This window comes from Helicobacter pylori, from assembly GCF_014496485.1.
GTDB lineage: Bacteria > Campylobacterota > Campylobacteria > Campylobacterales > Helicobacteraceae > Helicobacter > Helicobacter pylori_DD.
Window position 1 is genome coordinate 46759 of the sequence record NZ_JACTAX010000010.1, and the last position, 14835, is coordinate 61593.

At 40.1% G+C, this 14835-nt stretch carries 16 protein-coding genes; 12 read left to right on the forward strand and 4 right to left on the reverse strand.

All coding sequences use genetic code 11. From position 1 onward, the window contains the following. Nucleotides 1-49: 49 nt before the first annotated feature. The 5 genes from IC572_RS06155 to folP are packed head-to-tail and all read left to right on the forward strand — an operon-like array spanning nt 50 to nt 4067. Nucleotides 50-517 carry an RNA pyrophosphohydrolase gene (locus IC572_RS06155; RefSeq protein WP_000902591.1) on the forward strand — a complete coding sequence of 156 codons (468 nt, stop codon included), beginning with the start codon at nt 50-52 and terminating at the stop codon, nt 515-517. Nucleotide 518: 1 nt separating this feature from the next. Next, nucleotides 519-1736, forward strand: coding sequence for an aspartate kinase (locus IC572_RS06160; RefSeq protein ID WP_001941890.1), 1218 nt, complete (start codon nt 519-521; stop codon nt 1734-1736). Then, entirely contained in the window at nt 1733-2275 is a 543-nt protein-coding gene (locus IC572_RS06165) for a HobA family DNA replication regulator (protein WP_187855420.1), read from the forward strand. The genes IC572_RS06160 and IC572_RS06165 overlap by 4 nt, the downstream gene beginning before the upstream one ends. After that, the gene (locus IC572_RS06170; protein ID WP_033613187.1) at nt 2272-2928 is read left to right on the forward strand and encodes a DNA polymerase III subunit delta'; all 657 of its coding nucleotides are present in this window, start codon (nt 2272-2274) and stop codon (nt 2926-2928) included. Before IC572_RS06165 ends, IC572_RS06170 begins: the two co-directional genes overlap by 4 nt. Then, entirely contained in the window at nt 2925-4067 is a 1143-nt protein-coding gene (gene folP / locus IC572_RS06175) for a dihydropteroate synthase (RefSeq protein WP_187855422.1), read from the forward strand. The genes IC572_RS06170 and folP overlap by 4 nt, the downstream gene beginning before the upstream one ends. An 87-nt stretch (nt 4068-4154) precedes the next feature. Here the strand turns inward: folP and IC572_RS06180 are convergent, their stop codons facing one another. Further along, nucleotides 4155-4616 carry a hypothetical protein gene (locus IC572_RS06180; protein ID WP_187855424.1) on the reverse strand — a complete coding sequence of 154 codons (462 nt, stop codon included), beginning with the start codon at nt 4614-4616 and terminating at the stop codon, nt 4155-4157. Nucleotides 4617-4739: 123 nt separating this feature from the next. Here IC572_RS06180 and IC572_RS06185 point away from each other — a divergent pair, with 123 nt between their 5' ends. From IC572_RS06185 to IC572_RS06210, 6 genes are all read left to right on the forward strand, one after another. Further along, entirely contained in the window at nt 4740-4937 is a 198-nt protein-coding gene (locus tag IC572_RS06185) for a hypothetical protein (protein WP_000225330.1), read from the forward strand. Between the two features lie 53 nt (nt 4938-4990). Beyond that, a complete protein-coding gene (locus IC572_RS06190) occupies nt 4991-5887 on the forward strand; it encodes a DMT family transporter (protein WP_001246329.1) in 897 nt (298 codons plus the stop codon). A gap of 3 nt (nt 5888-5890) precedes the next feature. Next, on the forward strand, nt 5891-7138 hold the full coding sequence (locus IC572_RS06195; protein WP_187855426.1) for a glycosyltransferase family 39 protein: 1248 nt from the start codon (nt 5891-5893) through the stop codon (nt 7136-7138). 78 nt (nt 7139-7216) lie between these two features. After that, nucleotides 7217-7768, forward strand: coding sequence for a DUF507 family protein (locus IC572_RS06200; protein ID WP_001237425.1), 552 nt, complete (start codon nt 7217-7219; stop codon nt 7766-7768). Next, nucleotides 7768-8895, forward strand: coding sequence for a glutamine-hydrolyzing carbamoyl-phosphate synthase small subunit (gene carA / locus IC572_RS06205; protein ID WP_187855428.1), 1128 nt, complete (start codon nt 7768-7770; stop codon nt 8893-8895). Before IC572_RS06200 ends, carA begins: the two co-directional genes overlap by 1 nt. A gap of 165 nt (nt 8896-9060) precedes the next feature. Continuing rightward, entirely contained in the window at nt 9061-10065 is a 1005-nt protein-coding gene (locus IC572_RS06210; RefSeq protein WP_000534792.1) for a formamidase, read from the forward strand. 97 nt (nt 10066-10162) lie between these two features. On the opposite strand, the gene IC572_RS06215 is transcribed toward IC572_RS06210, so the two are convergent. The 3 genes from IC572_RS06215 to alaS form a co-directional block, all read right to left on the reverse strand. Further along, nucleotides 10163-10405 (reverse strand): hypothetical protein, encoded by a 243-nt coding sequence (locus IC572_RS06215; RefSeq protein ID WP_187855430.1) that lies wholly within the window; start codon nt 10403-10405, stop codon nt 10163-10165. Nucleotides 10406-10518: 113 nt separating this feature from the next. Continuing rightward, nucleotides 10519-11091 (reverse strand): septum formation inhibitor Maf, encoded by a 573-nt coding sequence (gene maf / locus IC572_RS06220; protein ID WP_187855431.1) that lies wholly within the window; start codon nt 11089-11091, stop codon nt 10519-10521. A 1-nt stretch (nt 11092) separates the two neighbouring features. Next, complete coding sequence (gene alaS / locus IC572_RS06225; RefSeq protein ID WP_187855433.1) at nt 11093-13636, reverse strand: alanine--tRNA ligase; 2544 nt, start codon at nt 13634-13636, stop codon at nt 11093-11095. A 119-nt stretch (nt 13637-13755) separates the two neighbouring features. Between alaS and IC572_RS06230 the strand changes: the two genes are divergently transcribed. Next, nucleotides 13756-13986 carry a YdcH family protein gene (locus tag IC572_RS06230; protein ID WP_000468321.1) on the forward strand — a complete coding sequence of 77 codons (231 nt, stop codon included), beginning with the start codon at nt 13756-13758 and terminating at the stop codon, nt 13984-13986. Nucleotides 13987-14835: the final 849 nt, after the last annotated feature.

Below are 14835 nucleotides of genomic sequence, written 5' to 3' on the forward strand. Positions count from 1 at the left end.
ACTATAATACGATCTTAATCACATTAAGAAAGAGCTAAAATAAAGACCTATGCTACATAAAAAATATCGTCCTAACGTTGCGGCCATTATCATGTCGCCAGACTACCCTAATACATGCGAAGTTTTTATCGCTGAACGCATAGACATTGAAGGGGCTTGGCAATTCCCTCAAGGAGGCATTGATGAGGGAGAGACCCCATTAGAAGCGCTTTATAGAGAATTACTAGAAGAAATTGGCACGAATGAAATAGAGATTTTAGCGCAATACCCCAGATGGATCGCCTATGATTTCCCAAGCAATATGGAGCATAAATTCTATGCGTTTGACGGGCAAAAGCAACGCTATTTTTTAGTGCGCCTAAAGCATGCGAACAACATTGATTTGAACAAACACACGCCAGAATTTAGAGCCTATCAATTCATCCATCTTAAGGATTTGCTTAAAAAAATCGTCCCCTTCAAACGCCAAGTGTACCGCCAAGTCATTGCTTATTTCAAAAGAGAGGGGTATTTATAGGGTGTTAATCGTTCAAAAATACGGCGGCACGAGCATGGGCAGCATAGAAAGAATCCACAATGTCGCTCAAAGGGTTTTAGAAAGCGTTAAATTAGGGCATCAGGTGGTGGTGGTGGTTTCTGCGATGAGCGGCGAAACCGACAGGCTTTTAGAATTTGGCAAGAATTTTAGCCATAACCCTAACAAGCGAGAAATGGACAGGATTGTCAGCACGGGGGAATGGATTTCAAGCGCGGCTTTGAGCATGGCGTTAGAGAGATACGGGCATAGGGCCATTTCCTTGAGCGGGAAAGAAGCGGGCATTTTAACCAGCTCGCATTTTCAAAACGCTGTGATCCAATCCATTGACACTAAACGCATCACAGGGCTTTTAGAAAAAAACTACATTGTGGTGATCGCTGGGTTTCAAGGCGCTGATATTCAAGGCGAAACAACGACTTTAGGGCGTGGGGGGAGCGATTTGAGCGCGGTCGCTTTGGCCGGGGCTTTAAAAGCGCATTTGTGCGAAATTTATACGGATGTGGATGGCGTTTATACCACCGATCCGCGCATTGAAGAAAAGGCTCAAAAAATCGCGCAAATCAGCTATGATGAAATGCTTGAACTGGCTTCTATGGGGGCTAAAGTGTTATTAAACCGCTCGGTAGAATTAGCCAAAAAACTCAGCGTGAAATTAGTGACTCGCAATTCGTTTAACCATAGCGAAGGCACGCTCATTGTCGCTGAAAAAGACTTTAAAGGAGAACGCATGGAAACCCCTATAGTGAGCGGGATCGCATTGGATAAGAATCAGGCTCGTGTGAGCATGGAGGGCGTGGAAGATCGGCCTGGCATTGCCGCTGAAATCTTTGGCGCTTTAGCGGAATATCGCATTAACGTGGATATGATAGTCCAAACGATCGGCAGAGATGGCAAAACCGATTTGGATTTTACGATCGTTAAAACCCAAATAGAAGAAACCAAGCAGGCCTTAAAGCCTTTTTTAGCGCAAATGGATTCCATTGATTATGATGAAAATATCGCTAAAGTTTCCATAGTGGGCGTGGGCATGAAGTCGCATTCTGGGGTAGCGAGCGTCGCTTTTAAAGCCCTAGCCAAAGACAATATCAATATCATGATGATTTCCACAAGCGAGATTAAAATTTCGGTTTTGATTGACATTAAATACGCTGAATTGGCGGTTAGAACTTTGCATGCGGTGTATCAATTAGATCAATGAAAAATTTCTACGATTGGATCAAGGAATTTGTGCGCGATCAGGGGGAATTTATCGCCCAACAAAGCGGGTGGCTGGAATTAGAACGATCAAGTTATGCCAAGCTCATCGTGCAAACCATTTCGCATGTGCTTAATGGCGGATCGCTGTTAGTGAGCGCGGATTCTTCTAGGCATTGGTTTTTAAACTACATTCTTTCTAACTTAAACCCTAAAGATTTAAAAGAGCGCCCCTTATTGTCCGTCATTGATTTTAACGCTTCTTCTTTCTACCCCAAAAACGATGCGAATCTCTCTCTAGCCACCATAGAGATGACTTATCAAAACCCCATGTTTTGGCATGTTGGGAAAGTTGAAAATGAAGGCTTGAAAACCTTACTATTGAGTAAAATCCCTAGTTTTTTATGGCTTTTTGAAGAGCTTAAAGAAGATTGCTTGCTTTTAAAAGAGCATGATAGTTTGCTAGATTATAAATTATTACAACTCTTCAAACTCTTTGAAAACGCGCTTTTTAGCGCGCTATACAATAAGGTTGCTTTGTGAAAAACTCCAACCGCCTTATTTATACGGATAATCTTGAAGAGAGCCTAGAAGAGACTGCAAGCCTTTTTGAACACCACATTAAATTCTACACCGAGATTATTGAAAAAGACAAAAAGGTGATCAAAACTTTTAACAAGGATTTTAAAATAGAGCATGCCAAAGAAGTGATTTCAAAGGCTCACCTAAAACACAGCGAACTGAACGCCTTTTTAATCGCCGCTCCTAGCTATGGCGTAGAAGCCCAAAACGCGCTTTTAAAAATCTTAGAAGAACCCCCGAATAACGTTTGTTTTATCATGTTCGCTAAAAGCCCAAACCATGTGTTAGCCACCATTAAATCCCGCCTAATCAAAGAAGACAAGCGCCAAAAAATCCCCCTAAAACCTTTAGATTTGGATTTATCCAAGCTAGATCTGAAAGACATTTATGCGTTTTTGAAAAATTTAGACAAAGAAAATTTTGATTCCAGAGAAAATCAGAGGGAAAGGATTGAAAGCCTGTTAGAGAGTATCAACAGGCATAAGATCCCCTTAAATGAGCAAGAATTGCAAGCCTTTGATTTAGCGATCAAGGCTAACAGCTCTTATTACAAGCTCAGCTATAATCTTTTACCCCTGCTTTTAAGCCTTTTATCTAAAAAGAAAACGCCATGATTGTAAAACGCCTTAACCCTAATGCACTCAAAAACGCTCTGCAAAAAATAGGCCCAGAAAAGATCGCGCAAGATCGTATGCGCCAAAAAGGCGTCAGCTTTGTTTTTGAAATCCAACACCTGCCCTTAAGCGCAACACTCATTTTAAAGCAAGAGGCCATAAGCGTTGGGGGCGATTTTGCCACGCCAAGAGATTGTATTTTAGCTAAAGAGCCTTTTTATGATGGGGTGTTGATTGTGAGCGCTAAGCAATTAGAACGCCTTATTGTGAAGTGCCATTCCCAACCCTTTGGGCTTAAACATTTAGCGCAAGAATTAAAAAGCCACCTCAAAGCCCCCAAACCTAACGCCCCACAGATCATGGCGGTTTTGAATCTCACGCCGGATAGTTTCTATGAAAAAAGCCGATTTGACAGCAAAAAAGCGCTTGAAGAAATCTATCAATTACTAGAAAAGGGTATCACGCTCATTGATATAGGCGCGGCCAGTTCAAGACCGCAGAGTGAAATCATTGATCCAAAAGTAGAGCAAGATCGCTTGAAAGAAGTTTTACTAGAGATCAAATCCCAAAAACTCTACCAATACGCTAAATTCAGCATAGACACCTACCATGCCCAAACCGCTAAAATGGCTTTGGAGCATTGTTTTTCTATCCTTAATGATGTGAGCGGTTTTAATAGCATTGAAATGCTAGAAGTCGCCAGAGATTACAAACCCACTTGCATTTTAATGCATACTCAAAAAACCCCCAAAGACATGCAAGAAAATGTTTTTTACCACAATTTATTTGATGAAATGGATCGCTTCTTTAAGGAAAAACTAGAGATTTTAGAAAAATACGCGCTTCAAGATGTTATTTTAGATATTGGGTTTGGATTCGCTAAATTAAAAGAGCATAATTTAGCCTTAATCAAGCATTTAAGCCACTTTCTTAAGTTCAAAAAACCCCTATTGGTGGGAGCGAGCCGTAAAAACACGATCGGGCTTATCACCGGGCGTGAAGTTCAAAACCGGCTCGCTGGCACTTTGAGTTTGCATTTAATGGCGTTGCAAAATGGAGCGAGTATTTTAAGAGTGCATGACATTGATGAGCATATAGATCTCATCAAGGTGTTTAAGAGTTTAGAAGAAACGGATTGAACCAAAATTTTTAGCTTTGATCCCACTGGGCGTTGGCTATCATCAAAACGCTATTTTTGATGATCAATCCTTGATTAACCCTAATATTCAAAGGATCACATCCATAGACGAAGGGTTGTTGTAAGCGTTTTGGTAGCGTTGCAAAAAATCGTTATGGTTGGTGGCGTTAAAGGTTTGAAAGGCTTTTTTGTGCAAGCCATTCACCGGTTGCTTGGGGGCGTTTTCCACTTCTTTAGAGAATTTCCCGTTATAAAAATCCGTCAAACTATAAAGCGACTGAGCGGCAAGGCGTTTTTGGCTCTCATCCATTCCGGCCGTAGCCCTTAAAAAAGCCTCATACTCTCTATCGCTCATCAATTCTAAAACCAAAAAGCCGTAAGTCTCTCGCTTGTCAGGGTTAAAGGGGAGGTTTTCTGTTGGAGCGTCCTTTTTTTCTCGCTCTATTTTTTCTGTGCCTTCAATAGGAGCTAGGTCTTCTTTAGGGGTGCTTTTAGCGTTTAAAAGCCCATAGAGGTTAGAATCAAATTGATTGATAGAAGAAACAGCCATGTGAATTTCCTAAAATTGAATTTTACGCTAATGTTAAGCAAAATCCATTCCCTAATGAGATAAGCCTCATAGCATGGGGTTTTAACAAAACAAGGGACTTGAAAAGCTTAAAAGAGTTTTCTAATAGTGGCATTCAAACCCTTTAAAAAGGGTCTAGGAGTTTATTTTCAAAAAGGATTCGTGTTTTTTGTGTTTTCATATTTCTATAAGGAGCTTAAAATGGATAAACAAAAGGTAAAACTCCTAGAGCATTGTTATACCATGATTTTATCAATCAATGCAACTTTTATGCGTTTAGAGCTTAAAAACTTTAATCCTTAATTAGAGATTTTAGGTTAAACTACCCTAAAAATCTTTATTGATGGGTAAAAGGCATGCGTAATACCATTTTATTTGGCGTTTCAATGATACTTTTGGCGAATTTATGCTTTGGGATCATGAGTGCGTTTGTTAAAATCACAGCGGATTATTTTTCCCCTATGGAAAACGTGTTTTACCGCTCCATTACCATGACGCTTTTACTCTTACTTATTTATCCTTTCAAACCCTACCGCTTGAAGAGTTACAAACAAGGCGGTTTTAAAAAACTCGCCTTTAGGGTCGTTGTGGGGGGCTTAGCCATGCTGGCGTTTTTTTATAATATTGAAAAAATTTCGCTCGCTACCGCGACGGCTTTCTCGCAATGCGCGCCCATTTATACGGTGCTCCTTTCCCCTTTGCTTTTGAAAGAAAAACTCAAAAGAAGCGCGTTAATTTCCGCATGCATCGGGCTAGTGGGGGTGGTGTTGATCTCCGATCCTAGCGTGGAAAATGTGGGACCGGTTGAAATTATTATGGGTATATTGAGCGGGATCTTTGTGTCTTTAGCGTATATCACTTTAAGGGATTTGAGGGAATATTACGACAAGCAGGCCGTGATTTTAGCGTTCGCCTTTGGCATGAGCCTTCTTGGATTAGCGGGCATGTTCATTGATATTCCTTTTTTATCCACAGGCATTCACATCCCTAGAAAAGAGGATATTTTGTGGATTTCTTTAATAGGGATTAGCGGGACTTTAGGGCAGTATTTCTTAACTTATGCTTACATGAACGCTCCTGCTGGGATCATCGCCCCGATTGAATACACCCGCATTGTTTGGGGGCTGTTGTTTGGGCTGTATTTAGGCGATACATTTTTGGATCTTAAAAGCTCTTTGGGGGTGGCTTTGATCTTATGTTCAGGCTTACTCATCGCCTTGCCCGCTCTTTTAAAAGAATTAAAAAAAATTTAAGCCATGCAACTAAGCCCCTTACAAAGCGCTCTGTTATATTTCCGCTATTTTATTTATCCAGAGAAAAAAACAAGGAGCTTTGATTTAAGCGATTTAGTCTTTACCATCATGGTTTTTTTAGTCCTAGCTTTGGGGCTGTTGATGAGTGGAGAAATTTCTATCAGCTACAATGAAGCGAAGGATTTTTTTTATAGCAGCGCATGGTTTGTTCAAATCGCTCAAAAAAGCACCGCCATTTTAGGTCAAAATGATTTGGCTTTGAGGTTGCCTTTTTTGATCGCTCATCTCATTAACATGTTTTTATTCTATCTCATAGGGCGAAAGATCTTAAAAAAGCCTAAAGACGCCCTTTATGTGGTATTGACTTACGCTTTATTGCCTGGGGTGAATCTCTTTGCGATTTTACTAGCTAAAAGCGTGCTGGTGTTAAGCCTTGGGCTTTTGGTTAGCTATTTGTATATCAAAACCCAAAAAATCCCTTATTTAACCCTTAGCGCTTGCGCGTTTTTAGACGGCGCGTTCATCCCGCTTTTACTAGGGGTTTTTGCCTACGCTTTAAGGAGACGCTATTTTAAGAGTGCGATCTTTATTTTGGTGGTTTTAGGCGTGAATACCGCTCTTTTTAGCGGGAGATTCAATAAGGGCTTGCCTAGCGGGTATTTTATAGACACATGCTTAGAACTCATGCTCTTATACTCGCCCTTATTGTTTCTCTACTACCCTTATACGCTCTATAAAGCCCTTTTGGATAAAAAGCCATCGTTACTAGCCTTTATGAGCACGAGCGGTTGGCTTTTCCCTTTGCTTTTGAGCATGCGCCAAGAGATAGATTTAAGAACTTTCGCCCCCTTAGCGTTAATCGGTTTGCCCTTGTTTATTAAAAGCGTTTTGAATAGCCTTAGGGTGCGTTTAAAGGAATTTAGGGGGCAGTATTATTTGCGCGTTTTTAGTTTGTATCTTTTAATGCTCACTGAAACGCTTTTTTTATGGGGGAGTAAAATTTCTGGCGCTAATGAAAAATTATTAAACCGGCATTTCTTGGCTAAAGAAGTCGCCACAGCCTTGCAATTAAGGGGTATCCATCAAATCCGCACTAACGATAAACAACTCGCTTTAAGGCTCCAATTTTATGGTATTAGAGAGGGGGGGAGGTTAAGACTGATTAACACTAAAATTTCTAAAAAACGCCCGGATATTACAATCATCTACGCTGATAAAATTCTACAATCCTATAGTTTGGTGCGCCATTAAATTAATTCTTTAAAAAGCGTTTTATCTAAAAAACGATAAAATGCACTCTAAAAATAAATAAAATACGCGAGAAAAATCATGAGACTCAAACTAACCCATATAAACCATATAAGCCATAAGATTGCTAACGACTTTATCCATTCAAAACTATTAGAATTAAAAGCCCCTAGGGAATTATTGTGTGAATTGATAGAAGGGATTTTGGAAAAAAGCGTTAAAAAAGAAAACGCCATTGATGAGCAAGCCAGAGAGCTTTTAGAAGAAAACACCGATGAGATAGAATTCATGCGGATGGATGAAAGGCAGCTTTTTTGGATGATTAAAAGACAGATCGCTCAAAAAGAGGGCTTTCATTTGTTTTGGGAAGAAAGGTGCAGCGATTTATCGCACCAGATTTTGAACAAAATCTTAGATGAAGATTTGATCATGTTTAGCGTGTCTGAAAATTTGATAAGAAACTTGATTTACAAATCCATTGACACCTATTCTAAAGCGTATGAAAGCATTGAAAATGAAGTGCATGAAAAAATCAAGCATTACAAACGCAAACTCCCCGTAGGGAGCGATGAATACGAGTTGGTGTTTGAAAGGCTCTATGAAGAAGAATTAAGACGCAAGGGCTTTTTATAATGGTCTCTCTCTATTTAGAAAACGGGCTTTTTTTACAAGCGCAAAGTTTTGGGGCTAGCGGCACGCAAGTGGGCGAACTTGTTTTTAACACTTCCATGAGCGGCTATCAAGAAGTCATTAGCGACCCTAGCTATAAGGGGCAATTCGTGGTTTTTAGCATGCCTGAAATTGGGGTTGTGGGTGCTAATTCTAAAGATGATGAATCCTTTTTTTCATGCGCAGGGGTTTTAGCGCGCCATTACAACGAATTTTTTTCTAATTCAAGGGCAGATTTTAGCTTGAGCGCTTATTTAAAAGAGCGCGGCGTTTTAGGGATTTGTGGCGTTGATACCAGGAGTTTGATCAAAACCTTACGCCATCATGGGTGCTTGATGATGGTCGCTTCCACGATAGAGCATGACAAAAACAAGCTTGAAGAAATTTTAAAAAACGCTCCTAAAATTTCTCACTCCCCCTTAGTGTCTAGCGTTTCTACGCCAAAAATCATCACGCACCAACGCGCTACTTTTGATTTCAAAACCCTAGATTACAAGCCTTTTGATGAAAAAACTCCGCATAAAATTATCGCCGTGCTAGACTTTGGGGCTAAGGGCAACATTTTAAACGAGCTTCAAAATGTGGGGTTAAAAGCCCTTATTTACCCGCACCACACTAAAGCTAGCGAGCTGATTAAAGCCTATGAAAAAAAAGAAATTAGCGGGATTTTTCTTTCTAACGGCCCCGGCGATCCTTTGAGCTTGCAGCAAGAAATTGGCGAAATCAAACAACTCATTGACGCTAGAATCCCCATGTTTGGCATTTGCTTAGGGCATCAATTGCTCTCTATCGCGCAAGGCTACCCTACTTACAAGCTCAAATTTGGCCATCATGGGAGCAACCACCCCGTTAAAAACCTAAAAACAAACGCCGTTGAAATCACCGCGCAAAACCACAACTATTGCGTCCCTGAAGAAATTGAAGAAATCGCTGTTATCACGCACCGCAATCTTTTTGACAACACCATTGAGGGCGTGCGTTATAAAAACGCTCCCATTATTTCTGTCCAGCACCACCCAGAAAGCAGCCCCGGCCCCAAAGAGAGCCATTATATTTTTAAAGAATTTGTGGGATTGTTAAAGGATTTTTAGGGGTTTTTAAAACAGCGATTATAGAGGCTGAAAAGCGCTTTAAAAATAGATTTAAATCTTTTTATCAAAAAATCTCGCATTTACTCTAAATTAGTTCTCTTGCAATAGTATTCTCTTGCAATAATTGTTATTGTTATTGCGACAAAACTTTTAGAAGGAGTTATTATGGGAAGTATCGGTAGTATGGGCAAACCTATTGAAGGGTTTTTAGTGGCAGCCATTCAGTTTCCTGTGCCAATTGTCAATAGCCGTAAGGACATTGATCACAATATTGAAAGCATTATCAGAACCTTGCATGCGACTAAAGCGGGGTATCCAGGAGTGGAGCTTATCATTTTCCCTGAGTATAGCACGCAAGGTTTGAATACCGCTAAGTGGCTTAGTGAAGAGTTTTTATTAGATGTCCCGGGTAAAGAGACAGAGCTATACGCTCAAGCGTGTAAAGAGGCGAAAGTTTATGGTGTTTTTTCAATCATGGAACGCAATCCTGATTCTAACAAAAACCCCTACAACACCGCCATTATTATTGATCCGCAAGGTAAAATCATTTTAAAATACCGCAAGCTATTCCCATGGAATCCCATTGAACCATGGTATCCTGGGGATTTAGGAATGCCTGTGTGCGAGGGTCCGGGCGGATCAAAATTAGCCGTGTGCATTTGCCATGACGGCATGATTCCAGAGCTCGCTAGAGAAGCGGCCTATAAAGGGTGCAATGTGTATATCCGCATTTCAGGCTATAGCACTCAAGTCAATGATCAGTGGATTTTGACCAACCGCTCCAACGCATGGCACAATTTGATGTATACCGTGAGCGTGAATTTAGCCGGCTATGATAATGTCTTTTACTACTTTGGTGAGGGGCAAATCTGTAACTTTGATGGCACGACTCTTGTTCAAGGGCACCGCAACCCTTGGGAGATTGTAACCGGGGAAATCTATCCTAAAATGGCAGACAACGCTCGCTTAAGCTGGGGCTTAGAAAACAACATTTACAACCTAGGCCATAGAGGGTATGTGGCTAAACCGGGCGGAGAACATGACGCAGGCTTAACCTACATCAAAGACTTAGCCGCTGGTAAATACAAATTGCCTTGGGAAGATCACATGAAAATCAAAGATGGCTCTATTTATGGCTACCCTACCACCGGTGGGCGTTTTGGGAAATAATCCCTAACCTTGTATTTTTACTAGAACCTGTTTTTAAAGGTTCTAGTGTCCCCCCTATTTTAATTTTTTCAATCAATTTTTACGAATAGTCTTCTATTTATTGTAGAACATGTAAAAAACCCATAATAAGCGTAAGCCCCCATAAAGCGATATAGCCCACACAAAACCATGTTATTTTTGATAAAGACCACCACCACATTGTAGATGATAGAGCGCTAAAATCCATAATAATGCCATAGCCAAAATAGATCATTCCCGCTAAACATGCCAATTTATGAGCATGGTAGTAAGTGCTAATCCCAAAACCACCACCAAGATTGATAAAAGAATACGAGACCAAGACCCCATGACAACTCCTTAAACATCAAATGCTAGAGTATATCGTTTTTTTTGTTTGTCAAGGGGTTTTATCAGTCAGTGGATAGTGTTTTAATATTTATAAAACAATAGCGTTTATAACGATGCAATTTCAGCCCCTAATTTTAGCGCCCCTAACAAGCCTTCCACATTCAGCCCCAACCCCACGCTTAAATTCTCGCTTGAGCTTTTAATATAGGGCCTATGAAAGTCTTCTAACCGCACACAGCCCGCGCTTTCTTGCCACAATCCGCTCTCTAAATATTTTTCTATCTCGCTAGGATCAAACGCCTTTAAACGCGCTCTAAAAACCGACAGATCCAGCCATTCTAATTTAGGAGAAATCAATGCAGAGCAGGTTAAAACCTCTATTTCATTGCCATTTTGGCGTTTTAAAAATTCAAGGGCTTCTCGCTTGTTTTTAGCTTTTCGTTGCATGCGATTACCCACGCTCACCACGCTATCAGCCACCACGATAACGCAATTATTCGCAAGTAACTCTTTAGCTTTTTCCAATTTCCCCTTGCACGCCAAATAGACAAACTCCCTAGGGTCTGTGGTTTTTAGGCTTTCTTCATCAAAATAGAGCGTTTTTTGTTCAAACTTAATCCCATGCTCTTTTAAAAGATTCGCCCTAGCACTAGATTGAGAGCCTAAAATAAGCTCCATGCTATCCCTCTAAAGCTTTAAGAGCGGTATTTTTCGCTAAATTGAGCGCGGCTTGCAAATTTTCAATATCCTTGCCCCCAGCACTCGCAAAATCATCTCTCCCGCCCCCTTTGCCCCCTAAAATTTGCGCCACTTCATTAGCCCATGCGTTCGCTTTTATGGGGGCGTTTTTCACCCCGCATGCGAGATTTATGCACTCATTTTCTTTTTTAAACACCATAGCGAGCAATCTTTCATGCTTACTTTTCAATCGATCAATCATTTCTTTAATGTCGCCTTGCTCCACTACGCCCACCACCAAACTCACGCCATGGATTTTTTCAACCGGTAAATCCATAGAAACGGGGGCTTTTTGGCTGTTTTTCACGCTCTCTTTAAGCTTGTTGATGCCGGCTATGACATCGTTATTTTTCAATAAAGTCTTAGCGTTTTTAAGCTCTTTATTTTCTTCTTTAGCCAGTTGGTAAAAGGCTTTCCCGCACACCGCTTCAATGCGTCTGACCCCACTACTCACCCCGCTTTCTTTTACAATCCTAAACCCCCCAATCAGCCCGGTATTTTCCACATGAATGCCCCCACACAATTCAATGGACGCTTCTTTAAAGCTCACCACCCGCACATTTTCAGCGTATTTTTCACTGAATAACGCTAACGCTCCCTTATCTTTGGCTTGGTTTAAAGGCATATGCTCCACATGGCTTGTCAAATGCTTGAAAATTTGAGCGTTGACTAGATCTTCTACTTTTTCTAGCTCTTCATCATTGAGCGCTTTAGCATGCGAAAAGTCAAAGCGCAATCGTTTGGATTCCACTAAACTCCCCGCTTGACTCACATGCGAGCCTAAAACTTCTCTTAAAGCGCTCTGCAATAAATGCGTCGCGCTATGGTGTTTGGCGATTTCTAAGCGATCATCGCTCACTTGCGCGATCACTTGATCGCCTTTTTTTAGCGCTTTTTTGATTTCAAGGAGCGAAAAATTAAGCCCAAAAAAGTTTTTTGTATCTAACACTATAGCCGCTTCTTCATTGTCTTTAAAAAGCACGCCCCTATCGCCTATAGCCCCCCCACCTTCTGCATAAAAAGGGGTTTTTTCTAACAAGACCCAGACTTCTTGGTTAGGATTTGCCTCTGTTATTTCTTTAAAACCGCTATCAAAAAACCCTAAAACTTTAGCAGGACATTCTGTCGTTTCATACCCCACAAATTCATTAGGCGCATAAGCGTTTAAAATAGTGCTAAAATCGGCGTTGTTTTGCTTGCCTTTCCATGAGGCTTTAGAGCGTTTCACTTGCTCTTGCATGCAATTTTCAAAGCCTTGCATATCCACACACGCCCCATGACTTCTTAGCATGTCGTTTGTTAAATCCAAAGGAAAACCAAAAGTGTCATAAAGCTTGAAAGCGATCTTGCCATCAAAGATTTTATTTTCATTCAAATGCTTTAAAGACAAGTTAAACAATTCCATGCCAGATTCCAAAGTCTCTAAAAAGCGCTCTTCTTCTTCAAAGCACTCTTTCATCACTATTTCTTTAGATTCTTTCAAATACGCATGCACGTTAGAAAATTGCTCGCACACCACGCCCACGACTTTGTATAAAAACGCTTCTTTCAAGCCCATTAAATACCCATGCCTTAAGGCTCGCCTTAAAATGCGCCTTAAAACATAGCCACGGCCTTCTTTATTGAAATGCACCCCTTGAGCGAGCAAGAACGCCACCGCCCTTGCGTGATCGGCCACTACCCTAAAGCTTGGCTGGAACTCGCTCGCATAATCCAAACCTGTAAGCTCGCTGATTTCTCCCATTAAGGGTGCAAATAATGAAGAATCAAAATTATTGAGCTTATGTTCTAATAGCGCTTGCACCCTTTCTAATCCCATGCCTGTATCAATGCTAGGCTTTGGCAAGGGGGACAAAACGCCATCATTAGAGCGTTCGTATTGCATGAACACCAGATTCCAAATTTCTAAAAACCTATCGCCCTCGCCCCCAAAATAATCCTCGCTCCCCTTAAAGTGTTTTTCGCCCTGATCAATGTAGATTTCACTGCAAGGCCCGCAAGGCCCGCTATCGCCCATTTGCCAGAAATTATCCTTATCGCCCATTTTTTTAATCCTATCAACAGGCACAAACTTTTCCCATAGCTTAACGGCTTCATCGTCTTTTTCATGCACGCTGATGTATAAATCTTTAGGCTTAAACCCTAAATTTTTGGTTACAAATTCCCACGCAAACAAGATCGCTTCTTCTTTGAAATAATCCCCAAAAGAGAAATTCCCTAGCATTTCAAAAAGTGTGTGGTGCCTTGCGGTATAACCGACATTTTCCAAATCGTTATGCTTGCCGCCTGCACGCATGCACAATTGCGAGCTTGTCGCTCTAGGGATGCTAGGGCGTGGCACCATCCCGGTAAAAATATCTTTAAATTGCACCATGCCGGCATTGGTAAAAAGCAAGGTGGCATCATTAGGCACTAAAGGCATGCTAGGATAAATCTCATGCCCCTTATTTTGAAAAAATTGTAAAAATTCGTTGCGAATATCCATGGGTATTCCCTTTTGTCGTTTTATTGCGCCTTTTAAGGCTATTTTATAGCTCTTTTAAGTTGTTTTTTTAAAAAGATAGTTTATTATACTTTAAACATCCAAAATTAAAGGAGAAAACCATGTTCCATGAATTTAGAGACGAAATTAGCGTGTTAAAAGCGAATAATCCGCATTTTGATAAGATTTTTGAGAAACACAACCAGCTTGATGACGACATCAAAACCGCTGAGCAACAAAACGCTAGCGACGCTGAAATCAGCCACATGAAAAAACAAAAATTAAAATTAAAAGATGAAATCCACGGCATGATCATAGAATATAGAGAAAAGCAAAAATCTGAGCACGCTTAAGGTTTAGTTCATCTTTGTGAAAACACGCTAAAACGCTTTTTAAAAAGAGTGTTTTGGCTTGTCGCTTGGTTAGCACTTAACGCTTTGGTTTTGAATTGAAGCGTTAGGTTGCTTTCAGCTTTATTCCCACTATAAGCTTTATTAATATTTTAATGTTCTTTACATTTTTAAAAAATGGGTTTTTAAAACTTTGTTTTATCGTTCTAGCTCTCATTTTATCGTAAAACTTATTTTATTAAAGTTTCGTTTTATTAAAGTTTTATTTTATTTTCTTAAAGAGATAGGAAGTATTTGAAATCATTCTCCCCCTTTTAATCTCCAACTTAACCCCCCTATAAAAAAAGCGCTTTTTAAAAACTATCGCTTAAATTAGCGTCAAGTTTTCCACTAACCAAATCGTCAAAAACGCTAAAAAAGATTTTTCATTAAAATCCCCCAAAAAAAAAGGGTTTAAAAAAAGAGGGTTCAAAAACAAAGAATTAAAAAAAGGGAGTTTAAAAAAGAGAGTTCAAAAAAACAAAGGGTTTAAGAAAAGAGGGTTTAAGAAAAGAGGGTTTAAGAAAAGAAATCTCTCAATAAGAAGCCCCCTAAAACAAAGGGTTCAAAAAACAAAGGGTTCAAAAAAAAAAAGAGAGAGAATTTAAAAAAGAAACCCCTTAAAAAAGAAGCTCTCCTAAAACAAAGGGTTTAAAGAAAAAGGGGGTTCAAAAAACAAAGGGTTTAAAACAAAGGGTTCAAAAAAAGAAAAAGAAAGTTCAAAAGAAACCCCTTAAAAGAGAGAGTTCCACAAAGGGTTTAATGTGAGCTTTTAGTAAGCGAACACATAATTCAAATACACGCTATAAAGCC